This window comes from Variovorax sp. PCZ-1 (genome assembly GCF_018413605.1).
Lineage (GTDB): Bacteria > Pseudomonadota > Gammaproteobacteria > Burkholderiales > Burkholderiaceae_C > JANMDU01.
The window spans coordinates 308,328-330,556 of record NZ_JAHCDN010000002.1; the positions used below are offsets into that span (position 1 = coordinate 308,328).

Below are 22,229 nucleotides of genomic sequence, written 5' to 3' on the forward strand. Positions count from 1 at the left end.
AATCGAAGAGTCGTATTGAAATACAAGAGCTATTAGGCTGAAATCAGCTCAATCCCTTGCACATGCTCGAAATGTGCATCTAAGGAATACAGCGGAAAGCCGACATGCATGACGCAAGCAGCGATCCATAAATCGTTGGTCGGAATAGGCGTTCCTTCTTTGCGAAGTTGGTCAAAAATCTTGGCGTAGCAGCGCGTGACGGGTTCATCAATCGCTATTACATGCACATGTTGTGATGCTAAGAATTCCTGTAGCAACAGCTCGTTCTGAGCAGCCTTGCTTCCCTTGGCAAAACCTGCTCTCAGCTCGCCGAGTACGGGTGCGGGAAGCCAGATGTGATCTGCTTGCGCGATGCGCTTGATCGCGGCGGCTTTACCAGCTAGAAAGGCGGAATACGTGTTGGTGTCTAGGCAGAGATTGCTTATCTCCACAGATCGGCCTCAATCTGGTTGAAGCTTGTCGTGGCGGCATTGAATTCACGCAAGTCTTTGCTATTCCAGCGGCCAGCGAAGGCAGCTAGATCGTTGCGCTGCCCCGGCTTGGCCACGGCGCTGCTTTGCTGCAAGCCTGCAGCAATGTATTGCTGCACAAGTTTGTTCACACTGGTGGCGCGTTTTTTGGCCTCGCGCTTGAGGGCGGCGCCTAGGTTGTCGTTTAAATCACGGATGATGAGTGCGGTCATGATTGTTACCTCGCTGACGTAATGATATCATGATAGCAATTGAGATGCTCAAATTCAAGCAACGCGCCAACCACCTCAATCCGCTGCGTGATGAGCCTGAAAAAACGAAGCCTTTCGCTGGTCGGGCGCGGCCAACCATGTAATCATCGCTACAAAAGATCGCAGCTCGTCGCTTGCGGGCAAGAGCGCCTGACGAAGAAAGGCCTCGGCTTTTTCAGGCGCGTCACGTGGCAGGCGAGCGGGTCGAGTCCAACAGACGAAAACCAACCAAGCTTACTGAAACGCCACCTCAGCAAAGCTCCGCAATTTGCGACTATGCAATTGCTCAGCTCCCAACTCGCGTAGGATTTCAACTGCTCTCATACCAATCCGCAAATGCTGATCCACACGATCGCGGTAAAACTGATTCGCCATGCCGGGGAGCTTGATTTCGCCATGCAAAGGTTTGTCGCTCACGCAGAGGAGCGTGCCGTAGGGGACGCGGAAGCGGAAGCCGTTGGCGGCTATGGTGGCGCTTTCCATATCTAGGGCGATGGCGCGGCTTTGGTTGAAGCGTTGGCTGAGTTTGCGCATATCCAGCAGCTCCCAGTTGCGGTTGTCTGTAGAGGCGACTGTGCCTGTGCGCAGGAGTTGCTTCAATTCGCCTTTTGGCAGCTGCGCGACTTCAGCCACGGCTTGCTGCAGCGCGACTTGCACTTCCGCGAGCGCGGGGATGGGCACCCAGAGCGGGAGATCTTCATCGAGCACATGATCGTCTCGCACATAGGCATGCGCGAGCACGTAGTCGCCCAGGGCTTGGCTGTTACGCAGGCCGGCGCAATGGCCGAGCATGAGCCAGGCATGGGGGCGGAGAACGGCGATGTGATCGGTGATGTTTTTTGCGTTGGCCGGGCCCACGCCGATGTTGACCATGGTCACGCCGCTGTGATCTTTGCGCACGAGGTGATAGGCGGGCATTTGCGGCAGGCGCGGGGGCTCTTTGCCTAATGCATCTAATTCTTCAGCGGTCAGGCCAACTCTGCGCATCACCACATTGCCGGGGGCGACGAAGGCGATGTATTCGCTATTCGGATTCGCCATCTCTTGGCGGCAGAGATTCACGAATTCGTCGATATAGAACTGATAGTTGGTGAGTAGCACGTAGTTTTGAAAATGATCGGTGCTGGTGGCTGTGTAGTGGCGCAGGCGGTGCAGGGAATAATCAATGCGTGGGGCGGTGAACAGCGAGAGTGGCTGGGCGCGGCCTGCGGCTTCGAAGGTGCCGTTGGCGATATCGTCATTCATCGCGCCGAGATCGGGCAGATCAAATACATCGCGCATCAGGGCGCGGCGTTCGGGCGGGATGTTGCCTTCAACGTGATCGTGATCAGCGAATGAGAAATGAATGGGGATGGGTTCGTTGCTTGTGCCCACCTCCAGCTCGCCGCCGTGATTTTTTAGCAGCAGATCAAGCTGCTTGAGCAAGTAGCCTTCAAACAATTCTGGCTTGGTGATCGTGGTTTCAAAGGTGCCAACGCCTTGCACGAAACCAAAACTTAAGCGCTTCGATGCTGTGGCTTGGCGAGTGAGGCTTTGCGTGCGCAGTCGCACGAAGGGGTAGCAGGCGCGCACGCGGCCTGCTTTGAGTGTGCCGGCGACGAAGGCATCGAGGCTGCTGCGCAGATGTGCGAGGCTGTTGTCGTAGATCGCTTGGATTTGTTTGACGGCGGCTTGCGCGTCTGTGAATCGCCCCGGCGCAATGAATGGCGCGGTCAACGTTCCGTTGATGGGGGCATTCAGTGTGTTGTTGTGAGTATTTGAGTTTTCCATGCAGAATGATACGCACTTTTGTATGACAGGCGATATGAGATGGCAGATAACGGCAATACGGCGCTGGTGATAGGCGCTTCGGGTGGATTGGGTACGGCATTGAAGGCGCATTTGCTCTCAAGCGGGGCTTTCTCGCAAGTGCTGGGTTTATCGCGTAGTGTGAGCGAGGCTGGCGCGCCTTTGCTGGATGTGACTGATGAGGCAAACATTGCAGCAAGCGCTGAATGGCTGAAAGAGCTGTGCGCTGCGAAGCCGCTTCGCTATCTGATCGTGGCCACCGGCTATCTGCACCAAACAGGCCAAGGCCCTGAGCGAAGCTTGGCGCAGTTGGATGCGGCGTATCTCAGCCAAATCTTTGCCATCAACACCATCGGCCCTGCGTTACTACTCAAACACTTCGCACCTTTGTTGCCACGCGATGGCGAATCAAAAATAGTTTTCATCTCCGCCAAAGTCGGCAGCATTGGCGACAACGCTTTGGGTGGCTGGTATGGCTACCGCGCCTCCAAAGCTGCGCTCAATCAAATCGTCAAAACCGCCTCGATTGAGCTGGCGCGGCGCAACAAGCAAACCTGCTGCATCGCCCTGCATCCCGGTACGGTGGCCACGCAGCTGTCTGATCCTTTCAGCAAAACCGGCCTCAACGTGCGTGAGCCGGCAATTGCTGCACTAGAAATATGTCAGGTGATTGACAGACTTAGAGCGCAAGACAACGGTCGATTCGTGGATTATCGTGGCCAGGCTTTGCCTTGGTAGAACTCTTTTTTCATCGTATTTTTAAAGCGAAAATAGCACTTCACCGGCGTAGATACTGCGCAGAGTGCTATTAAATCAGTAGTAAATAAAAGTCTAACAAACTGTATCTGTTGACCACTCTTACATTCACATTTCGCATGTAACCAAGCCTCCCAGTATGGTGAAGGTATGAATACTTGGTTAAGCAATTTTCAGGAAAACGTGCTTGCTAGCCTAGAGCCTTGGATGCCTTGGGCGGACGATGTGGTGAAAGCTGTGAGCACCTGGCTCGCGCAAATGCCAGCGGTGGTGTGGATCGGCGCAGGGCTGTGGTTGGCCATGCGCGTGGCCGATCGCGTGCAGCGCTGGGGCGGGCTGCGCAGCACGGCTTATGGTGGCTGCGGGCTTTTGATCGCTTTGCTGGCTTTGTTTGTATTGGATGCCGCGAGTTTGCAAGCCATGGCAGAGCAAACGCAGTGGCTGTTTGATATGGCGCTGGGCTGGGTGCTTTTTACGGTGGGCCAGCGGATGGATATGCGCTGGCTGCTGCGCAACAAAGCGCTGGCGGCGACAGCGGTGCTTGAGTTTGCCGTGACGGCGCTGGCCACTGCTGGCTTGCTCATCATGCTGGGGCTGGCCTGGCCTGCGGCAGCAGTGGCGGGCATTTTGGCGGCGCATAGCTCGCCCGTGGTCTTGAGCAGTTTCATGCCTGATTGGCAGGCTGATGGGCAGATCAGCGCGCGTGGATTGCATTTGGGCGGCATCAATACGCTGCTGGCCGCGCTGTGCCTGCCGCTGCTGCTGGTGATTGCAGAAGCTTGGCAGCAAAGTGCTGCGGCCAGCTCGGGATCGGGCATCACGCTCACCGCACCCTGGCCGAGCTTTCCCTTATTTCAACGCAGCGGCTGGGATTTGGCGCAGCCGCTCTTACTGCTGATTTTGAGCTTGGCTGTGGGCACGGCTTTGGGGCGCCTGCTGGCGCGGCATGAGCAGACGGCCAAGCGCAACGCTCGCACTGCCAATGGCGCGAATGTGGGCAGCGACAGCATGGGTTTGGTGGCCGCAGCTTGCGTATGCGCGGGGCTGGCGCAATGGTGGGGTGCGCCCGCTTGGGCGGCTTGTCTTGCCCTCGGCTTGGGGCTGCGCAGCCCCTCTGGCACAGCCTGGCGAGAAGGACAGGGCTTGCAAACGGCGCTGACGGCGATTTCTCAATTGCTGCTCTTTGCACTCTCTGCGCTCACGCTCGTGGCACTGTGGATGCAAGGCATAGCGCGCTTCACATCGCTGGATGTCGCTTTAGGCATGATGATTCCCATCGTGGCGCTGATCATGCTGCTGCGCTTAGGGGGCAAGCTGCTCGTGTGCACACTCACCGCGCGCTGGGCAGGCCTGCGCTGGCAGCAGGGCTTTGCGCTGGGGCTGGCGATGCAACCGCTTTCCATGACTGGGCTGGCGCTGCTCTTGCTCGCTTGGCCTGCGCTCATGCTTGGCGATGCTTTGCTGGCTTGCAGCTTGGTGGTGGCACTGCTGCTCTCTGATTGGCTCTCGCCGCTCTTGCTGCGCACGCTGCTGCAGCGCTGCGGAGAAATTGCACCCGAGGAGATTGCGGGTCTGAACAGCCGCAGCAGCACGCAGCCAACGCGGGTGGATACGACAGAGATGCCATCCACATCTTCGCCAGCTACAGCCTCGCAGCTGGCAGCGCAACACGCGCTGATGACCCCTATGTAGAGCACATCATGCTGACTTTCACACCTTCTCAACCTTTCACTGTTGGCGTCGAACTCGAACTTCAGCTCTTGCATGCACGCGAAGGCACGCTCGCGCGCGATGCGCCAGATTTGATCGCGCTGCTTCATCGCAGCAAAGACGGCTTTGATCGCTTCAAGCCCGAGATCACCGAGAGCATGATCGAGCTCAACAGCTCGGTGCATCACCAGCATGCCACTTTGCTTGAAGAGCTGCGTGAGCTCAGAAGCCGCACCGTGCAAGCGGCTGATCAGCTCAACATCGCCATCAGCGGCGGCGGCGCGCATCCTTCCGCGCTGTGGCGCGAGCGGCGTATTTATCCCACCGAGCGCTTCTTGCATGTCTCGCGCTTGTATGGCTATCTGGCCAAGCAATTCACGGTGTTTGGCCAACATGTACACGTGGGCGTGGGCTCGGGTGATTTGGCGATTGAGCTCACGCAGCGCCTCCTGCCCTATATCCCGCATTTCATCGCGCTCTCCGCAGCCAGCCCGTTTGCGCAAGGGGAAGACACTTCATTTGAAACCTCTCGCTTGCATGCGGTGGCCATGTTCCCGCTCTCGGGCCACATGCCGCGCTTGAAAGATTGGGAAGATTTCAACGCCTACTTCAGCGAGATGCAAAGCTACGGCATTGTGGAGAGCATCAAAGATTTTTATTGGGATATTCGTCCCAAGCCTGAATACGGCACGGTGGAGGTACGCATCTTTGACACGCCGCTCACGGTGGAGATGGCAGCAGCTCTAGGCGCATTGGTGCAAACGCTCGCTGTCCATCTGCTCAATTCCGATGCCGAGAAAGCCACGCCCGTGGGCGATCTGGCGAGCACGCGTGTGTATGGCTATAACCGCTTCCAAGCCTGCCGCTTTGGCTTTGATGCGCAGCTGGCCAACCCGCATGCGCGCCCGATTGAGCAGATCGGTGCGTCGCGTGGCGCGCGGCAAAGTGTGCATCTGGGAGAGAGCTTGCTCAATCTCCTCGCGCGCTTGATGCCCGTGGCTGCGCAGCTGGGCACGGTGCGGCCGCTCATGATGCTGCAAGAGCTCACAGCTGCGCATCAAAACGGCGCAAGCTGGATGCGCGCGATGCAGGCGCAGTGTGGTGATTTGCGTGAGTTGATGGTTCGGCAGGCCGAGTTGTTTCGTGGGGCTGCCGATCAATCTGCCAAGCAGCCTGCGAAGAGCTTGAATGCAGCGCCCGAAATCAAACGCGAGCCGCGTTTGGAGTTGGTGGGGACTTAAGGTTACTCCGTTCGCCCTGAGCTCGTCGAAGGGCTTGCTGAGAGGCTTCGACGGGCTCAGGCTGGATAGATACCGCCAAGAATGCGAGCGCCGCGAGCGCCTGTGACGCTCGTGAGCGGCAGTGCAACTCGCTCCACACATTGCTTTGCCAGCCATGCAAAAGCCACAGCCTCCACATCTTGCGGCGGCAAGCCACGCTGTGCGCTGCTGATCACGTTTGTTTCTGGCAACAAGGCTTGCAAGCGCTGCATGAGCGCCGTGTTGAACGCGCCACCGCCGCAGACGATCAGCTCCTTCAAAGTTTGATTGCTCTGTTTTTCATAGCTGCTTGCGCAGGTGGCGATTGAGCTGGCGGTTAGTTCGAGCAATGTTCTTTGAATATCTTGGGGCTTGGCATCGGCAAAGTTCGCCAGATGTTTAGCAAGCCATTCGGGGTTAAACAAATCCCGCCCTGTGCTCTTCGGGTAAGGCAAAGCGAAGTAAGGCTCCTCCAGCATCTGCTCCAAAAGCGCGGAAATGATCTGCCCGCCCGCGCCCCAAGCGCCGCCTGCATCGAAGCTCTGCCCGCCATGTTTGTGAATCCAAAAATCCATCAGCGCATTGCCCGGCCCGCAATCAAAGCCAAGCGTGTTGCCATCGCTTTGCAACACCGTGAGATTGCTGATGCCACCGATATTGAGCACGCCCACCGTGCTCTCTTGTGCAAACCAAGCGCGATGAAAGAAGGGCGCCAGCGGCGCGCCTTGCCCACCGGCGGCCACATCGCGGCTGCGCAAATCCGCCACCACATCGATGCCCGTGAGTTCGGCGAGCAAGGATGGGTTGCACAGCTGAATCGTGTAGCCCGTGCCATCAAACATCTGAGGCCGATGCCTCACGGTTTGCCCATGTGCGCCGATGGCGCGAATGTCTTGGGGCTTGAGGCCAGTCTTAGCAAGCAGTGCATTCACGGCTTGCGCATAGAGGCGCATGAGCGCATTCGCAGCGAGCGCGGCGGTGTGCAATTCGTCTGCGCCTGAGCTATTCAAAGCCATCAGGCTTGCTCTCAAATCGATAGCTATCTGCGCAGATTCTATGCCGGCGACATGCGGTTTTTGCTTTGAAAAATCTACCAAAGCCGCATCCACACCGTCCATTGACGTGCCGGACATCAGCCCGATATAAAGTCTTGATTCGTTATTGCGCACTGGCCAATTGCAAGCTGGCGGCGGCTGCGAGCTTGAGGCGCACGTCTTGCGCCAAGCTGTTGAATGCAGGGCGAGAAGCAGCGCTGAGTTGCACGCTTTCGCTCTGCTTGGCCAGCGTCATCGGGTCATGGTGAACGCCATTGACGCGGAATTCAAAATGCAGATGCGGCCCGGTGCTCCAGCCGGTGGAGCCCACGGTGCCGATGTTTTGCCCTTGGGCGACGGCTTGGCCCTTGCGCACGGCAATCGAATGCATATGGGCGTAGAGCGTGCTCTTGCCATCGCGGTGCTTGATCTCCACCACATTGCCATAGCCGCGCTGCACGCCCGCAAAATCCACCACGCCATCGCCTACGGAGCGAATCGGTGTGCCGGTGGGTGCGGCATAGTCCACGCCATTGTGCATGCGGAATTGCCTTGCAATCGGATGCATGCGGCCACCAAAGCCGCTGGTCATGCGGGAGAATTCAAGCGGAGAAGCCAAGAAGGCCTTGCGCATGCTGTTGCCTTCCAGTGTGAAATACTGGCCTTTGGCCGCACCCGGCTCATGGAACCACACAGCGGAATAGGTCTTGCCCGCGTTCACAAAATCTGCCGAGAGCACGCGGCCAGCGCGCAGTGGTTCGCCATCGGCTTCCAAGCTTTCATAAACGACGCTGAAGCGATCGCCCTTGCGCAATGCGCGGATGAAATCAATATCGCCCGAGAAAATCTCCGCGAGCTGCACGGCCACGGCATCGGGGATGCGGGATTCATCGGTGGCGGCAAAAAGCGAAGATTTGATCGTGCCGGAAGCCAAGCGCGTGTTGGCTGTGAGTGGCGCTGTCTCCAGGCGGCTCGTGATCTGGCCATTGCTGCGCTGGATCAGCAAACGCTGGAAATTCGCGCTGTCATCAGGCGTCCAGCGGGCGGTCAGTTGAATGAGCGCGTTGTTCGCATCGACTTCGGCCGTCACGCTACGGCCAGGGCGGCTCAGAAGCACTTGGCGCGCAGTCGCGTCGCTCTTTATGAATTGCGCAGCGCCCGCATCGAGAATGCCCAAGCGGCGTAGCAGGCTGTCAGCGGTGTCGTTGCTGCGTGTGCTGTCGCTGCGGTAGAGCACGAAAGGCGCAATAGGTGCGCCCGTTAGTGTTTGCGCTCCCTCGGGTCTTGCTGCGGGCTCCACGCTCTCGACGATCTGGCGCACAGGCACGCTGCTCGGATCGGGCACGAAGGTAGCCACGGCAAAAGCGGTGGCGCCTGTGCCCAGCAAAACGCTGCCCAAGAGCGCGAGCACGCGGCGTGGGTGGCGCTGCAGCATTTGCATCACGGTGTGAGCTGCATCGATCGTTTGATCAGCGGCAGAAGAAATCAGGCTCGAAAAACTCAAAACTACAATCCATCAAGCGGGTGAAACGAAATTCACCTCAAAAACCGTAAATTGCCTGCCACATTCATACGTTGATGCGGCAGCCACGTAAAATTTGTCTTAAATCAGCGTCGAAGTATAACGTAGCCAACATCGGCTTCGAGCGGGAAAACACTTATGAATCAACCACTTACAACTAATCATGCATCCAGTAAAGCAGCCGCAGAGCCGCCTAGCGATGCCGTTCGTCACGCCATGGCCGTGAGCCTGCGTGGGGTGGAGGAGCTCATCCCGCAGGAAGAGTGGCTTAAAAAGCTGCAAAAGAGCGAAAAAACCGGTATTCCGCTGCGAATTAAGCTGGGGCTTGATCCCACTGCCCCCGATTTACATGTCGGTCACACCGTCGTGCTCAACAAAATGCGCCAGCTCCAAGATTTGGGGCACACCGTGATTTTCCTGATCGGCGATTTCACCAGCATGATCGGCGACCCATCCGGCCGCAACTCCACCCGCCCGCCGCTGACCCGCGAGCAGATCGAAGAAAACGCAAAAACTTACTACAAGCAAGCCAGCCTCGTGCTGGACGCCGCAAAAACCGAAATCCGCTACAACAGCGAATGGAGCGACCCGCTGGGCGCGCGCGGCATGATCGAGCTATCCGCTAAATACACCGTCGCCCGCATGATGGAGCGCGATGATTTTCACAAGCGCTTCACCACCGGCCAAAGCATCAGCGTGCATGAATTCCTCTACCCCCTGATGCAAGGCTACGACAGCGTGGCCTTGAAGAGCGATTTAGAGCTCGGCGGCACCGATCAAAAATTCAACCTGCTCATGGGCCGCCACCTCCAGCAAGAATACGGCCAAGAGCCGCAATGCATCTTGACTATGCCCCTGCTCGTCGGCCTCGACGGCGTGGACAAAATGAGCAAAAGCAAAAACAACTACATCGGCATCACTGAAGCCCCGAATACCATGTTCGCCAAAGTCTTGTCCATCAGCGATACCCTCATGTGGAATTGGTACGAGCTGCTCAGCTTCAAATCTTTGGAAGATATTGCTGCTTTGAAACGCGAAATAGAAGCAGGCCGCAACCCCAAAGAAGCCAAGGTGATGCTCGCCAAAGAAATCACCGCGCGCTTCCACTCAGCTGCCGCCGCAGACGCAGCAGAACAAGACTTCATCAATCGCAGCAAAGGCGGTGTGCCTGATGACATTCAAGAAGTCAGCGTGTCACTCGGTGGTGCAACCGAAATGGGCATAGGCGCCCTACTCAAAGCCGCTAAGCTCACAGAATCCACCGGCGAAGCCAACCGCCACATCGATGGCGGTGCAGTCCGTGTGGATGGCACAGTCATCAGCGACAAAGGCTTGAAACTCGGCGCGGGGACGTATGTGATGCAGGTGGGGAAGAGGAAGTTTGCGAAGGTCAATGTCAGATGAGGCCGCACATTGGATTGTTGATTGCTGCACTGCTTTTGAGCGGAGTATCGGTGGTTTCTTGGGTCGACTATGTCAAACGCATCGAAGGCCCAGTGATTCTCCGTAGCGATTCAAATCTGACGAGCATCCCTGGACGCTCTATTGCAGTGGATTGCAGGAAGTATTATTCAAAGGGAACGACTGGACGGTTGCTTGCTGAACCGAATGTCCAGTATTCATATTCATTCAGTGGAATTACACACCAAGGCTACCGGCATTCACGGACACAAAAATATCAGCTTATGACACCGGAAGAGTGTGACGAGTTCGCGAGAGAATTTCTGAAAAACCGTTCAGTTAATGTGTGGATCGATCCAAGCAATCCAAGCTACGCGGTGCTCAATCCACATCTTCCTTTCCCGTGGATCGAGGTTTTTGCAGCATTGGGCGGATTATTAGCTTTTATCAGCTCTGGCTACCTGAAGCTTGCTCAAAGTCGTAGGGCATCGACTTAGATAGCGCATCGATCACATGAGACTATGCAAGTTTTAATCCAATGTGTCATCCAAGCCAGCGTCAAGGTTGAAGGCCAAACCATTGGTGCAATCGAGCAAGGCCTGCTGATCCTGCTCTGCGCAGAGCGGGGCGACACGGATGCACTAATCGAAAAAATGCTAAGCAAAATCTTGAAGCTGCGCATCTTCAGCGACAAAGCCCCCAAGCTCGGAGCAGACTCGTATGTGATGCAGGTGAGGAAGAAGAAGTTTGCGAAGGTGAAACTAGAACAATGAAGCCGAATGTAGTTACTTTTGATGCTCGCAAAACCGTAGTTGGAAAAGTTTTTGCAGCGGCTTTAATTGCGAGTTTTTTGTTTGGCTTGTATTTAATTGGGCACTCAATCCTTTCGTTGGTCGAGAGAAGAACCGTTGATGATTTGATGCAGCTTGAAGGCAAAGTCTTAAAGGGCGAGATTGTCAATTACGAGTCGCATCAGAGTGCGAGGCGTGGCAGGTTCTATTGGTTTCCTGTGATTCGTGTCAGTGCCGGAGCTGGTGTAGTTGAATTCATAGATAAGCACACATTTTTCGACTCCAAGCCGAAAAAGATGAATGAAGTTCAGCAAATGGTCATGGTTGAATTTTCGGCTAAATACGCTGTTCTGCGAGTTCGCGAGAGTTACCAGGCTGATAAGCCAAGACTCGTCCGAAACGATTTACTCATGCTGCTCCTAGCATTGATTATGAGTTCATGGTTTCCCATAGCTTGGTTTCGTGGACGAAGAAATAGGAACTAGAACCATAGTTGTACGGTGTTTAGATGCAATCGATTCTCCAGCGCGTTCAGCAGGCCAGCGTCAGCGTTGATGGTCAAACCATCGGTGCAATTGAGGAAGGCCTGCTGATCCTGCTCTGTGCAGAACGCGGCGATACGGATGCGTTGGTCGAAAAAATGCTCACCAAAATCTTGAAGTTGCGCATCTTCAGCGATGAAGCAGGCAAGATGAATCGGTCAGTGCAAGATGTGGGTGGCGGGCTGCTGATCGTGAGTCAGTTCACGCTGGCAGCTGATGTGAGTGGTGGCAATCGCCCGAGTTTTACGAATGCCGCGCCGCCTGACGAGGGGCGCAGGTTGTATGAGTTGTTCGTTACGCAAGCCCGCGCTGCTCACCCCATCGTTCAAACCGGCCAATTCGCCGCAGACATGAAAGTCTCGCTGATCAACGACGGCCCCGTGACCATCCCCATTCGGATGGCGGCGTAATCAAAATCTCCGCAAGCCGGCAGTGGTTGGGTTATCTCCCGTAGAAAAATAAAGGGGGAGGCACGCGCGAAGCGCCAGCCGGAGGACATTTTCGTAGGGGGATAGCCCAAGCGCTGCCAGCGTCGTGATGATTCAGCACGCAACATCAAGATTACTATTAATTCAATAGCACTCTGCGCAGTATCTACGCCGGCAAACAGCCTAAAACGCTTAAAAAACACAAAGAAAAAGCCCTTGAGCAGAACTCAAGGGCTTTTCAATTTTGGGGTGGCTGATGGGGCTCGAACCCACGACAACAGGAATCACAATCCTGGACTCTACCAACTGAGCTACAGCCACCGTAGAGACAAGATTATAACCTTGCCGCGCTTGGATTCGGTTTATTGCGTTGAAGCCGTGAGATCATCTTTCTTAGGCACGGGCTTGGCCACCTTGAATTCCACCTTGAAGCGCGTTTTGAGCGCTTCGTAATAAGCCAAGGCTTCAGCATTCGTCCACCAGGTGGTCACTTGTTTGCGGTCTTCGGCCACATTCGCGCCTTTGGTGTCGCGCTCCATTACTTTGTTGACGCGCAGCACGGCATAGCCTTGTGCGCCCAAATCCACACCCTTGATCACCGGCAGCTTGGTGGCATCGGCACGCAAAGCAGCTTCGATGATGGGGGTAGGCAGGCGCTGGGTTTGCTCGCGGGAGACGATAACGGCCTCTGGCAGCGTGGCACTGGCTGGATTGGCCTGCCAAGTGGCAAGCTTGGCTTGGCCTTCCTTCTTGGCCAACTCCGCGCCCAGCTGAGCTACCACACGCTCGCGTACGCGATCTTTCACTTCCGCCAAAGGCAGCGTGCGCGCAGCGGTGTATTGCACGATACGGCCAGAGATCATTTGGCTTGCGCCGGTTTCGACAGCTTCAGTATTGCGCTTTTTCTCGACCGAATCAGCGGAGAAAAGGGCATTCAAAAAGCGGGTATTCGCCAAGGGGCCAGTGACGCCGGGGCCGGGGATGCGTTGGATATTGGCGACCGTTTTGACTTGCAGGCCCAAGCGGTCTGCAGCTGGCTTCAAGCTCTCTGCCTGCTCATACACGGCATTGGTGAAGCCTTCGGCGAGCTCGGCGAATTTCTTCTGCGCTTGCTGCTTCAAAAGATCTGCCTCGATCTCAGGCTTCATCTCTTCAAAGGTCTTTTGCTTGGCGGCCTTGATATCCGTCAAGCGGATGATGTGATAGCCGAAATCGGATTCAACCACCGAGCCGATCTCGCCTTTTTGCATCCCGAAAGCAGCATCTTCAAAAGGCTTGACCATCGCGCCACGCGCGAAAAAATCCAAATCGCCACCGCTGGCGGCTGACCCTGGATCTTGCGAATTTTTCTTGGCCACATCGGCAAAGCTGTCTGGCTTGGCTTTGACTTCAGCGAGCAAAGCCTCAGCTTTGGCCTTGGCCGCAGAGCGTTCGGCGGCTGGCGCGTTTTTGGGTGCTGTGATCAAGATGTGGCTGGCGCGGCGCTCTTCTTGGCCTGAAAGGCGAGCTGCGTTTTGATCGTAATAGGCCTTCACATCTTCAGCTTTGAGCGTGATGCCTTTTTTGGCAGCTTCCAAATCGAGCACCACATATTCAATGCTGGCGGATTCTGGGGCTTGGAAGAGCTGTGGATTGGTTTTGTAGAACTGATCGAGCTGCTCATCGGTGGGCGTGGCTTTGGCGGCAAATTCTGCGGTGCTAAAGCGCTGCACCTGGATATCGCGGCGCTCAAAATAGGCGGCGAGGGTTTGATCGATCAATGCGGCGGAATTGAGCCCGGTGGTGTTCACGCCCGCAAGCACTTGGCGCATGGACAAATCTTGGCGCACGCGGTTTTCAAAGCCTTCAGGCGAGAGGCCTTGCGCACCCACGAGCTGCTTGTAGCGCTCGATATCAAGTGAGCCATCGCTCTTGCGAAGCGCGGCAATGCTGGGGTTCTCGCTCAAATCTTTGGCCAAGCGCTGATCGCTGGTCGTGAGAAATTGCTTGGCAGCTGCCGCGGCCATCACGCGCTCGCGTACGAGACGCTCCAGCGTGGCGTATTTGGCCTCTGGAGAATCCAGCAGCTTGGGATCGAGATTGGGCATGCTTTGGCGCAGGCGCTCAACTTCTTGCTTGTGAGCCTCATCCCATTCGGGTTGGCGAATGTCTTGGCCATCGACGCTGGCAACAGGTGTGCCTTTTTCGTTGAAGCGGGTGTAGCCATCAATGCCCACCAATGCGAATGCAGGAAAGATCAGCAGAAATAGCAAAAACTGCATGACCCGGGTGTGCTTGCGGACGTAATCAAACATGGCGACGAGGCTCGAAAATCATTAAACAAAAAAGCAAAAAGGCGAACTTGCGTTCGCCCTGTTTTGCTGTGATGGGTGGTGGGTGATGACGGGCTCGAACCGCCGACCTACGCCTTGTAAGGGCGCCGCTCTACCAACTGAGCTAATCACCCCATCTCAAAAACTTGTGCTTCGATTCAGTTCAGCGCATCTTTGAGCGCTTTGCCTGGACGGAATTTTGGCACACGGGCAGCCTTGATTTTAATCGCTGCGCCGGTGCGTGGGTTGCGACCTGCACGCGCAGCACGTTTACCCACGGCGAAAGTGCCAAAGCCGACGACAGACACGGTGCCGCCTTTTTTCAACGTGGTCTTGACAGCGCCCAGCGTGGCTTCCAGTGCACGCGTGGCGGCGGCTTTGGAGATATCAGCCTGCTTGGCAATGTGTTCGATCAGATCTGTCTTGTTCATTGTGACTCCTCGGGAGAGATGCGATGCATGAAAAAATAAATTGTGGGCGACTGCTTGATCGGTTGAGATTTACGCAGACGCGGATTGGGATTCTATGCGCATTTCTGAGCGGAAAGCATGCTGCTGCACAGCATTTTTTGTGTTTTAAATCACGCAATGAACGCCCGCAAACCCAGATGTGGTGCGGGTTTGCGGCTTACATGCCACGGGCGTGCTCGCAAATGCATATGTTTTCACAAAGCACTTGACGCGCACAAGAAACAAGCATTAAGCAAGGCGATCTGGGCGTGCAGCCCATTGCCATGATGACGCCTGGCCGCTGTTTTACAAAGCAGCTGCGATGGCCTTGCCCAAATCCTGCGTGCTGGCGGTGCCGCCCATGTCGCGGGTGAGCGGCGCATGGCTGCCGGGCTGCATGACTTTTTCTACCGTCGCGAGAATGGCGTCATGTGCGGCCTTGTAGCCCAAATGATCCAGCATCATCGCGCCTGCCCAAATTTGGCCAATCGGATTGGCGATATTTTTACCAGCGATATCGGGGGCAGAGCCATGCACAGGCTCAAACAAGGATGGGAATTTTTTATCCGGGTTCAAGTTCGCACTGGGTGCGATGCCAATCGTGCCGGTGCATGCAGGGCCGAGATCGGAGAGGATGTCGCCAAACAAATTGGATGCGACGACCACATCGAAGAAGCTGGGGCGTTGTACGAAATGGGCGGTGAGGATATCGATGTGGAATTTATCGACATTCAAGCCGGGGTAGCCCTTGGCCATGTCTTCCACGCGCTCATCCCAATACGGCATGGAGATCGAGATACCGTTGGATTTGGTGGCGCTGGTCAGATGCTTCTTGGGGCGGCTTTGTGCCAGCTCGAAAGCGAATTTCAAGACACGATCCACGCCGATGCGCGTGAACACAGATTCTTGCAAAACAAATTCGCGTTCGGTACCCGGGAACATCCGGCCGCCAATACTGGAATATTCGCCTTCGGTGTTTTCGCGCACGATATAAAAATCAATCTCGCCCGCTTGGTAGGGCGTACCGTCGCGCTTGACGACCGGCGCAATCACGCCGGGCATCAGCTTGGCGGGGCGCAGGTTGATGTATTGATCGAATTCGCGGCGAAACATCAGGAGCGAGCCCCAGAGCGAGATGTGATCTGGGATTTTGTCAGGCCAGCCCACTGCGCCGAAGAAGATGGCATCATGGCCGCCGATCTGATCCTTCCAGTTATCGGGCAGCATCTTGCCGTGTTTTTCGTAGTAATTCCAGCTGGAGAAATCGAAATGATCGAATTTCAGATCGATACCGAATTTACGCGCGGCTGCATCCAGCACGCGCACGCCCTCAGGCATCACTTCGGTACCAATGCCGTCGCCGGCGATCACTGCGATGCGGTGTTGTGTCATGATAAGTTTCCTAGTAGGTTAAGAAGAAAAAAAGTGATGAACTTCGGCCAACAATTCTCGAGGCGCCTCTTCAGCGATGTAATGGCCACATGACAGGGCGCGGCCAGTGACATGTGTGGCACGCTCCCTCCAGAGCTTGAGAACATCAAAATTCGCGCCGACTGCGCCATGCTCGCCCCAAAGCACTTTCAGGGGTACAGAGAGTTTTTTGCCAACAGCGATATCCGCACGATCGTGCTCCAAATCAATCGTGGCGCTGGCGCGGTAGTCTTCGCAAATGCCGCGTGCGCTGCCGGGGATTTGGATGCAGCGCTCGTATTCAGCAAAGGCTTCGGCGGCAAATGCCGCAAGCCCCGCATGGCGCTTGCCCATCACCGAGCGGATGTAGCGTACTGGGTCGCTTTCAATCAGCGCTTCTGGCAAAGGCTGAGGCTGGATCAGGAAGAACCAATGCCAATAGGCGGTGGCAAAAGCTTGGCTGGTGTTGTCATACATGCCCAGCGTTGGTGCGATATCGAGCAGCATCATCCGCAGCACTTTCTCGGGCCGATCGGCTGCGAGGCGATGCGCCACGCGCGCGCCGCGGTCATGCGCGAGGATGTTGAATGTTGAAAAACCGAAATGCTGCATCACGAAGGCGGCATCTTGCGCCATCTCGCGCTTGCTGTAAGCAGCGTGCTGAGCGTCTGACTCGGGTCGACTTGAATCGCCATAGCCACGCAAATCCATCAGCACCAGTTTAAAGCGCTTAGCCAGCTCAGGCGCGACTTTGTGCCACATGGCATGCGTTTGCGGATGGCCATGCAGCAAGAGCAGGGGCGGGCCTTCCGCTGGCGCAGCCAAAGCTGTGCGGCCTTGCAAGCGGGTGCCGTTGCGCTCAATCGTGAATGGGGTGAATCCGTCAAACATGGTGTGATTGTGCGCTACGCTGAAGCTAGGATAAAGCAATAATCAAGCAATTGATTGCTGCTTTTTTGGAAATAATACAATCGCTGAATGGAACGCGCTGATTTGGAACTCGTGTTGAGCATCCGCGATGCGGGCTCGCTCACGGCGGCTGCCGCACAGCTGGGTATTGCCTCGCCTGCGGTGACAAAGCGCTTAGCTGCGCTGGAGGCCAAGCTTGGCCTGAAATTGTTTTATCGCACCACGCGCAGAGTAGCCGCCACAGCGGAGGGCGAGCTGCTGTGCGAGCGTGCTGCAGGTTTGCTCGCTGGATTCAGCGAAGCGGAAGAAGCCCTACGCGATCAGGCGCGCGAGCCTTCGGGGCAGATTCGGCTGGCTGCCACCTTTGGCTTTGGCCGCATGTGGCTGGGCGCAGCGCTGTCGGATTTTCAGATGCTGCATCCCAAGGTGCATATTGATCTGCAGCTCACCGAGCGCTTGCCTGATTTAGCAGCCGAAGGCTTTGATGCGGCCGTGTGGCTTTGGGCTCCGCAGGCAAATCGCACCAACCAATGGTCTGCTACTTTGCTTGCCAAGAATGAGCGCGTGCTGGTGGCTGCGCCCAGTTATGTGAAGGCGCGAGGCAAGCCGCGCAGCCTGGAGGATTTGCAGCAGCACGATTGCTTGCAAGTGCGCGAGAGTGATACGCCCAGCGGCACATGGCTTCTGAGCAAAGAGGCTGAGAAAAAGCCTGCTCAAGCGATCAAGGTCAAAGGCGCGTTGGTGAGCAATTCTGGAGAGCTGGTGCGCGATTGGTGTGTGAGCGGGCGAGGCATCATGCTGCGCAGCTTGTGGGATGTCGCGCCGCTGATCGCCTCAGGTCAACTCGTGCGCCTGCTGCCGGGCTATGCGATGCGTAATGCGAATATCCAATGGCTCGCGCCTTTTCGCGCGCAAACGCCGCAGCGTGTGCGCCTGCTGCGAGAGCATTTGATGATGCGATTCAAGGCGCGGCCTTGGGAATAGCGCTATCGCATATTGCTATTATTTGAATAGCAGCTTGCGCAGTTTCTACGCCGGAGAATGGCTTATTTTTCTTGTGAATTAGCGGTAGCAGCGGGCTTGATTACCAAATACACACCCGCGGCGGTGACTGCTGTGCCAATCAAAGTGAGCGCAGTAATCGCCTCACCAAACAGCGCCCAAGCCATCAGAGCCGTGGCAGGTGGCACGAGGTAAAGCAGGGAAGTGACGCGCGTGGCCGCGCCGCGTTGGATGAGCAAATACAGCAAGGAGCTGCCGCCCAAGGTGAGCACGAGGACGCTCCAAGCCATGGCACCGAGAAGCGGTGTGTTGTAGGCGCCGGATGCTGTGAACCAGCGAATGGGCTCGGTTTCTAAAAAGGCAAAAGGCAGGGTGATCAGTAAGGCCGCGCCGAGTTGGATGGTGTTGGCGGTGCGCACGTCCGTGGGTTGCACGAAGCGTTTTTGATAAAGCGCACCTGTCGTCATGGAGAGCAGGGCGATCACGCAAAGAAACACATTCCAAGCCGTGGCTTCGCCGCCTGCGCCGAATTTGCGGCTCATCACAAGAATGAGGCCGATGAAGCCCAGCGCCAAGCCTGCCCATTGCCTGCGGGAGACTCCTGCCCCCAAGCCTTGCTGGCGCGAGACATGTGCCACCCAAAGCGCTGTGAGCACGGGCTGAAAATTCACGATCAATGCGGAGAGGCCCGCGCCGATGCCAGCTTTGACCGCCATCCACACGCCGCCCAAATAGCCCGCATGCATCAGCAATCCTGTGACGGCCAAATGCAGGCATTGCTTGCGGTCTGTAGGCCACGCTGCTTTGACCAAGGCAATCCACACCAAGAAGCAAAAGATGGATAGCGCATAACGCACAGAGAGGAAGGACAGCGGCGGCGCATGCGGCATGCCGTATCGTGCGACCACATATCCTGTTGCCCAAATGATCACAAAGATGCCTGGCATGGCGCGCAGCCATACACTTTGCTCGCGCTCCATCACTTCACGCGAGCGCGGATTTCCGGCAAGGCTTTTTGCAGGTAATAGACCATGCTCCAGACGGTGAGGATGGCGGCGATCCAGATCAGCCAGGTGCCCCATATGCTGGTGTCGATCAAGCCAAAGAGCTTACCGTTGTAAAGCAAAAACGGAATCGCCACCATTTGCGCCGTGGTTTTGAGCTTGCCCAGCATGTGAACGGCGACGGAGCGCGTCGCGCCAATCTGTGCCATCCATTCGCGTAATGCGGAAATCGCGATCTCGCGGCCAATGATGATGAGCGCAACAAATACATCGGCGCGCTGCATATGCACAAGTACAAGCAGGGCAGCGCAGACCAAGAATTTATCTGCAACAGGATCAAGGAAAGCGCCGAAGCTGGATGTTTGATTGAGCTTGCGCGCCAAATAGCCGTCGAGCCAATCCGTCAATGCAAAGACGACAAACATCACCGTAGCCACAAGATTTTGTGTGGCCACAGGCATGGTGTTGGAGTAATACACGCCCACGATCAGCGGGATGGCGACGATACGTGTCCAGGTCAGGATCGTGGGGATGGTGAAAAACATAGCTCCGAGGATACATGCCTTAGCTGTCGCAAGGCTGATCAACGCCCTTCCACGATGGTGATGAGCTGGAATTTGTTGTCGTCGTTGTACAAAAACGTCTCGTTGAACTGCCAAGGCTGGGGCAGATTGCTTACGGGGCCGTAGTTAGCCACGCGGCGGGCCGCTGCCAGAGCCATTTCGTTCACATGCGGCGAGACTTTGGAGCCGCGCATGAGATCCAGTGCGCGCACCGAGCCATCGGCATGGAGCATGACGGTGACGGTGGCGATGCCGTTCCATTGCGCCGGCTGTGCGCCGGTGAAATTCGCGCCGGGGTTGGCGGCGATGATCGTTTGCGCGGCACGACGACGGTAATCCGCCCAATTGGCCACGAGCGGCAGGCGCGTTGCGCCAGGAACCACGGCCACAGGTGGCGCTGGCGTGGTAGCCACGGGCGGGGGAGCGGGCGAGTGTGGGGGGATGGGGCGGCTTTTGCAGCCTGCAAACAAGAGCGTCAAGGCCGTCAGACCACCTGCGATTACTATAGATTTGGTAGCACTCCGCGCAGATTGCGTGCCGGCTAGATCGTGATTTGTAGGCTGATTTTGCTTCAAAAGTGGTATGGTTTTAATGCAAGGCACGATATATCTCCTGGGCGAGTTCTTTGGATATGCCATCCACCGTGGCGATGTCTTCCACGCTGGCGGCAGCCACGCCCCGGATGCCTCCAAAGCGCTGCAAGAGTTTCGCACGTCTTTTGGCTCCCACGCCAGCGATTTCTTCTAATTTGCTACCACCTGTGCGAACTTTCGCACGCTGCGCCCGCATGCCGGTGATGGCAAAACGGTGTGCCTCGTCTCGGATTTGCGCGATCAGCATGAGGGCGGCACTGTCTTTTCCAAGATACACTTTTTCGCGGCCATCGGCGAACACGAGCTCTTCCAAGCCAACTTTTCGGCCTTCACCTTTTTCTACGCCCACCAGCAGGCCAAGATCCAAGCCCAGGGCTTCAAACACTTCCTTGGCCGAGCTGATTTGGCCTTTGCCGCCGTCGATCAACACGAGATCGGGCAGTTTGGCTTCGTTATTTCTCGCTGCTTCGATGAGCTTGCTGTATCGCCTGGTCAGCACCTGCTTCATCGCCGCGTAATCGTCGCCACCGGTGATGCCCTCGATGTTGTATCTGCGGTAATCCGCGCTCTTCATCTTGTGGCCTTCAAACACCACACAGCTGGCTTGGGTGGCTTCGCCGGCGGTGTGAGAGATATCAAAGCACTCGATGCGCAGCAGCGATAAATCTTCCAGCGCGAGATCAAGCGCATCAGCTAGCGCCCGCGTGCGCGACTGCTGCGATCCTTCCTCGGCGAGCAGGCGGGCAAGCTGAATATCCGCGTTCTTTTGCGCCATCTCTAGCCAAGCTTTGCGCTGCTCACGCGGTTGGTGCAGGGCGGTGATCTTGATGCCAGTTTGCTCCGTGAGCAAGCCGATCAACTCGGTATCCACCTTCTCGCTCAAGATCAGCACGGGAGGTGCGGGTACATCGATGTAGTGTTGTGCGATGAAGGCTTCGAGCACATCGGTGGTACTCGCATCATCCACATGCGCGGGGAAATAAGGCCTGTCGCCCAAATGCCGCCCGCCGCGCACCATGGCCAGATTCACGCAAGCCTTGCCGCCTTGCACTTTGGCTGCGAGGATGTCCACATCTTTGTCTTCAGCGGTGTCCATCGCCTGTGTGTGGAGCACGCGAGAGAGGGCGGAGATTTGGTTGCGCAATTCGGCGGCAAGTTCGAACTCTAATTTTTCAGCATGCGCCATCATCGCGGTTTGCAGCTCATCAAGAATAGCCTGCGTTTCACCGCGCAAAAAGCGCTCCGCATTGTTCACGTCTTGCGCATAAGCTGCTTCATTGATATGGCTCACACAGGGCGCAGAGCAGCGCTTGATTTGATACAGCAAACAAGGCCGCGTGCGGTTGGCAAACACAGTGTCTTCACAAGTGCGCAGCTTGAAGACTTTTTGCAGCAACTGAATCGTTTCTTTCACGGCCCATGCGCTCGGATAGGGCCCGAAGAACCGATGCCTTTTATCGACAGCGCCTCGGTAATACACGATACGCGGGAATTCTGTGGGGACTACACTTTTGATAGCATTTGGCGCAGGTTCTATGCCGGCGATTGGCATTTTTTTCTTTGAAACCGCCTGCCCCGTGAGCTTCAAATAAGGATAGCTCTTGTCATCCCGAAACAAGATATTGAAGCGCGGATTCTGCGTCTTGATCAGATTGTTTTCCAGCAGCAGCGCCTCAGCCTCAGAGCGCACCACCGTCGTTTCCATCCGCACGATCTTGGAGACCATATGCCCAATGCGCGTGCCGTCATGGTTCTTCTGAAAGTAGCTGGAGACGCGCTTCTTCAAACTCTTGGCTTTGCCCACATACAGCAAGCCGCCTTGCGCATCGAAATAGCGATACACGCCGGGCAGCAGGGGCAGTGCGGCGACTTGTTCCAGCAGCTCGGGGCTGTGGCTACTTTGCGGCTGGGGTGCGAGCTCAATGCCTTGATCGGCGGCAGATTTGGTTTTGGGCATATGGATCTGCATTGGATTTTGTCAGATTTAGACAAGCTCAATCGGTTTTGAGCATCATCCTGGCTCATATATGCCTTC

The 22,229-nt window shown here is 56.3% G+C and carries 22 protein-coding genes and 2 tRNA genes; 9 read left to right on the plus strand and 15 right to left on the minus strand.

The genetic code is table 11. The features are described 5' to 3' along the window. Positions 1-32: 32 nt before the first annotated feature. The 3 genes from KIH26_RS11565 to KIH26_RS11575 form a co-directional block, all read right to left on the minus strand. Complete coding sequence (locus KIH26_RS11565; protein ID WP_213445369.1) at positions 33-431, minus strand: type II toxin-antitoxin system VapC family toxin; 399 nt, start codon at positions 429-431, stop codon at positions 33-35. Next, on the minus strand, positions 422-682 hold the full coding sequence (locus KIH26_RS11570) for a hypothetical protein (RefSeq protein WP_213445371.1): 261 nt from the start codon (positions 680-682) through the stop codon (positions 422-424). Before KIH26_RS11570 ends, KIH26_RS11565 begins: the two co-directional genes overlap by 10 nt. 273 nt (positions 683-955) lie before the next feature. Then, a complete protein-coding gene (locus KIH26_RS11575; RefSeq protein WP_213445373.1) occupies positions 956-2,491 on the minus strand; it encodes an AMP nucleosidase in 1,536 nt (511 codons plus the stop codon). A 39-nt stretch (positions 2,492-2,530) separates the two neighbouring features. Between KIH26_RS11575 and KIH26_RS11580 the strand changes: the two genes are divergently transcribed. The 3 genes from KIH26_RS11580 to KIH26_RS11590 all read left to right on the plus strand — a co-directional run bounded on the left by KIH26_RS11580 (position 2,531) and on the right by KIH26_RS11590 (position 6,216). Next, a complete protein-coding gene (locus KIH26_RS11580; RefSeq protein WP_213445375.1) occupies positions 2,531-3,247 on the plus strand; it encodes an SDR family oxidoreductase in 717 nt (238 codons plus the stop codon). 168 nt (positions 3,248-3,415) lie between these two features. Beyond that, a complete protein-coding gene (locus KIH26_RS11585) occupies positions 3,416-4,957 on the plus strand; it encodes a cation:proton antiporter (protein ID WP_213445376.1) in 1,542 nt (513 codons plus the stop codon). An 8-nt stretch (positions 4,958-4,965) separates the two neighbouring features. Then, positions 4,966-6,216: a YbdK family carboxylate-amine ligase gene (locus KIH26_RS11590; RefSeq protein WP_213445378.1), complete on the plus strand. Its 1,251-nt coding sequence runs from the start codon at positions 4,966-4,968 to the stop codon at positions 6,214-6,216. Between the two features lie 56 nt (positions 6,217-6,272). Here the strand turns inward: KIH26_RS11590 and KIH26_RS11595 are convergent, their stop codons facing one another. After that, complete coding sequence (locus tag KIH26_RS11595) at positions 6,273-7,403, minus strand: anhydro-N-acetylmuramic acid kinase (RefSeq protein WP_349627871.1); 1,131 nt, start codon at positions 7,401-7,403, stop codon at positions 6,273-6,275. Continuing rightward, positions 7,393-8,709, minus strand: a complete 1,317-nt coding sequence (locus tag KIH26_RS11600) for a M23 family metallopeptidase (protein WP_213446029.1) — start codon at positions 8,707-8,709, stop codon at positions 7,393-7,395. The genes KIH26_RS11595 and KIH26_RS11600 overlap by 11 nt, the downstream gene beginning before the upstream one ends. Before the next feature lie 219 nt (positions 8,710-8,928). On the opposite strand from KIH26_RS11600, the gene tyrS reads away from it, so the two are divergent. Genes tyrS through dtd form a run of 5 tightly spaced genes read left to right on the plus strand, consistent with a single transcriptional unit; the run spans position 8,929 to position 11,934 of the window. After that, positions 8,929-10,194: a tyrosine--tRNA ligase gene (gene tyrS / locus KIH26_RS11605; RefSeq protein ID WP_213445382.1), complete on the plus strand. Its 1,266-nt coding sequence runs from the start codon at positions 8,929-8,931 to the stop codon at positions 10,192-10,194. Further along, positions 10,191-10,688: a DUF3592 domain-containing protein gene (locus KIH26_RS11610; protein ID WP_213445383.1), complete on the plus strand. Its 498-nt coding sequence runs from the start codon at positions 10,191-10,193 to the stop codon at positions 10,686-10,688. Before tyrS ends, KIH26_RS11610 begins: the two co-directional genes overlap by 4 nt. Positions 10,689-10,712: 24 nt before the next feature. Then, positions 10,713-10,964, plus strand: coding sequence for a D-aminoacyl-tRNA deacylase (locus KIH26_RS11615; protein ID WP_213445385.1), 252 nt, complete (start codon positions 10,713-10,715; stop codon positions 10,962-10,964). After that, positions 10,961-11,467, plus strand: a complete 507-nt coding sequence (locus tag KIH26_RS11620) for a hypothetical protein (protein ID WP_213445387.1) — start codon at positions 10,961-10,963, stop codon at positions 11,465-11,467. Before KIH26_RS11615 ends, KIH26_RS11620 begins: the two co-directional genes overlap by 4 nt. Before the next feature lie 23 nt (positions 11,468-11,490). After that, positions 11,491-11,934, plus strand: coding sequence for a D-aminoacyl-tRNA deacylase (gene dtd, locus KIH26_RS11625; RefSeq protein WP_213445389.1), 444 nt, complete (start codon positions 11,491-11,493; stop codon positions 11,932-11,934). A 263-nt stretch (positions 11,935-12,197) separates the two neighbouring features. On the opposite strand, the gene KIH26_RS11630 is transcribed toward dtd, so the two are convergent. The 6 genes from KIH26_RS11630 to KIH26_RS11655 all read right to left on the minus strand — a co-directional run bounded on the left by KIH26_RS11630 (position 12,198) and on the right by KIH26_RS11655 (position 17,014). After that, positions 12,198-12,273, minus strand: a tRNA-His gene (locus tag KIH26_RS11630). Between the two features lie 41 nt (positions 12,274-12,314). Continuing rightward, positions 12,315-14,246: a SurA N-terminal domain-containing protein gene (locus KIH26_RS11635; RefSeq protein ID WP_213445390.1), complete on the minus strand. Its 1,932-nt coding sequence runs from the start codon at positions 14,244-14,246 to the stop codon at positions 12,315-12,317. Positions 14,247-14,322: 76 nt separating this feature from the next. Further along, positions 14,323-14,398 (minus strand) — tRNA-Val (locus KIH26_RS11640). Between the two features lie 24 nt (positions 14,399-14,422). Then, on the minus strand, positions 14,423-14,695 hold the full coding sequence (locus KIH26_RS11645; RefSeq protein ID WP_213445392.1) for an HU family DNA-binding protein: 273 nt from the start codon (positions 14,693-14,695) through the stop codon (positions 14,423-14,425). A 324-nt stretch (positions 14,696-15,019) separates the two neighbouring features. Beyond that, positions 15,020-16,105: a tartrate dehydrogenase gene (locus KIH26_RS11650; protein ID WP_249661177.1), complete on the minus strand. Its 1,086-nt coding sequence runs from the start codon at positions 16,103-16,105 to the stop codon at positions 15,020-15,022. An 18-nt stretch (positions 16,106-16,123) separates the two neighbouring features. After that, positions 16,124-17,014 (minus strand): alpha/beta fold hydrolase, encoded by an 891-nt coding sequence (locus KIH26_RS11655; RefSeq protein ID WP_213445394.1) that lies wholly within the window; start codon positions 17,012-17,014, stop codon positions 16,124-16,126. 87 nt (positions 17,015-17,101) lie between these two features. Between KIH26_RS11655 and KIH26_RS11660 the strand changes: the two genes are divergently transcribed. After that, a complete protein-coding gene (locus KIH26_RS11660) occupies positions 17,102-18,016 on the plus strand; it encodes a LysR family transcriptional regulator (protein WP_213445396.1) in 915 nt (304 codons plus the stop codon). A gap of 62 nt (positions 18,017-18,078) precedes the next feature. On the opposite strand, the gene KIH26_RS11665 is transcribed toward KIH26_RS11660, so the two are convergent. From KIH26_RS11665 to uvrC, 4 genes are read right to left on the minus strand one after another with little or no spacing between them, the layout of a single operon-like run. After that, complete coding sequence (locus KIH26_RS11665) at positions 18,079-19,014, minus strand: DMT family transporter (RefSeq protein ID WP_503005202.1); 936 nt, start codon at positions 19,012-19,014, stop codon at positions 18,079-18,081. Next, positions 19,014-19,583: a CDP-diacylglycerol--glycerol-3-phosphate 3-phosphatidyltransferase gene (pgsA, locus tag KIH26_RS11670; RefSeq protein ID WP_213445398.1), complete on the minus strand. Its 570-nt coding sequence runs from the start codon at positions 19,581-19,583 to the stop codon at positions 19,014-19,016. The genes KIH26_RS11665 and pgsA overlap by 1 nt, the downstream gene beginning before the upstream one ends. Before the next feature lie 38 nt (positions 19,584-19,621). Beyond that, positions 19,622-20,203 carry a hypothetical protein gene (locus KIH26_RS11675; protein WP_213445400.1) on the minus strand — a complete coding sequence of 194 codons (582 nt, stop codon included), beginning with the start codon at positions 20,201-20,203 and terminating at the stop codon, positions 19,622-19,624. Next, the gene (uvrC, locus tag KIH26_RS11680) at positions 20,190-22,151 is read right to left on the minus strand and encodes an excinuclease ABC subunit UvrC (RefSeq protein WP_213445401.1); all 1,962 of its coding nucleotides are present in this window, start codon (positions 22,149-22,151) and stop codon (positions 20,190-20,192) included. The genes KIH26_RS11675 and uvrC overlap by 14 nt, the downstream gene beginning before the upstream one ends. Positions 22,152-22,229 lie beyond the last annotated feature (78 nt).

Excerpts from the sequence above, each read along its gene's own strand:
- KIH26_RS11570 (WP_213445371.1), bottom strand. The coding sequence starts at position 682 with ATGACCGCACTCATCATCCGTGATTTAAACGACAACCTAGGCGCCGCC.
- KIH26_RS11575 (WP_213445373.1), bottom strand. The coding sequence starts at position 2,491 with ATGGAAAACTCAAATACTCACAACAACACACTGAATGCCCCCATCAAC.
- KIH26_RS11580 (WP_213445375.1), top strand. The coding sequence starts at position 2,531 with ATGGCAGATAACGGCAATACGGCGCTGGTGATAGGCGCTTCGGGTGGA.
- KIH26_RS11585 (WP_213445376.1), top strand. The coding sequence starts at position 3,416 with ATGAATACTTGGTTAAGCAATTTTCAGGAAAACGTGCTTGCTAGCCTA.
- KIH26_RS11590 (WP_213445378.1), top strand. The coding sequence starts at position 4,966 with ATGCTGACTTTCACACCTTCTCAACCTTTCACTGTTGGCGTCGAACTC.
- KIH26_RS11600 (WP_213446029.1), bottom strand. The coding sequence starts at position 8,709 with ATGCAAATGCTGCAGCGCCACCCACGCCGCGTGCTCGCGCTCTTGGGC.
- tyrS (WP_213445382.1), top strand. The coding sequence starts at position 8,929 with ATGAATCAACCACTTACAACTAATCATGCATCCAGTAAAGCAGCCGCA.
- KIH26_RS11610 (WP_213445383.1), top strand. The coding sequence starts at position 10,191 with ATGAGGCCGCACATTGGATTGTTGATTGCTGCACTGCTTTTGAGCGGA.
- KIH26_RS11615 (WP_213445385.1), top strand. The coding sequence starts at position 10,713 with ATGCAAGTTTTAATCCAATGTGTCATCCAAGCCAGCGTCAAGGTTGAA.
- KIH26_RS11620 (WP_213445387.1), top strand. The coding sequence starts at position 10,961 with ATGAAGCCGAATGTAGTTACTTTTGATGCTCGCAAAACCGTAGTTGGA.
- dtd (WP_213445389.1), top strand. The coding sequence starts at position 11,491 with ATGCAATCGATTCTCCAGCGCGTTCAGCAGGCCAGCGTCAGCGTTGAT.
- KIH26_RS11635 (WP_213445390.1), bottom strand. The coding sequence starts at position 14,246 with ATGTTTGATTACGTCCGCAAGCACACCCGGGTCATGCAGTTTTTGCTA.
- KIH26_RS11645 (WP_213445392.1), bottom strand. The coding sequence starts at position 14,695 with ATGAACAAGACAGATCTGATCGAACACATTGCCAAGCAGGCTGATATC.
- KIH26_RS11650 (WP_249661177.1), bottom strand. The coding sequence starts at position 16,105 with ATGACACAACACCGCATCGCAGTGATCGCCGGCGACGGCATTGGTACC.
- KIH26_RS11655 (WP_213445394.1), bottom strand. The coding sequence starts at position 17,014 with ATGTTTGACGGATTCACCCCATTCACGATTGAGCGCAACGGCACCCGC.
- KIH26_RS11660 (WP_213445396.1), top strand. The coding sequence starts at position 17,102 with ATGGAACGCGCTGATTTGGAACTCGTGTTGAGCATCCGCGATGCGGGC.
- KIH26_RS11665 (WP_503005202.1), bottom strand. The coding sequence starts at position 19,014 with ATGGAGCGCGAGCAAAGTGTATGGCTGCGCGCCATGCCAGGCATCTTT.
- pgsA (WP_213445398.1), bottom strand. The coding sequence starts at position 19,583 with ATGTTTTTCACCATCCCCACGATCCTGACCTGGACACGTATCGTCGCC.
- uvrC (WP_213445401.1), bottom strand. The coding sequence starts at position 22,151 with ATGCCCAAAACCAAATCTGCCGCCGATCAAGGCATTGAGCTCGCACCC.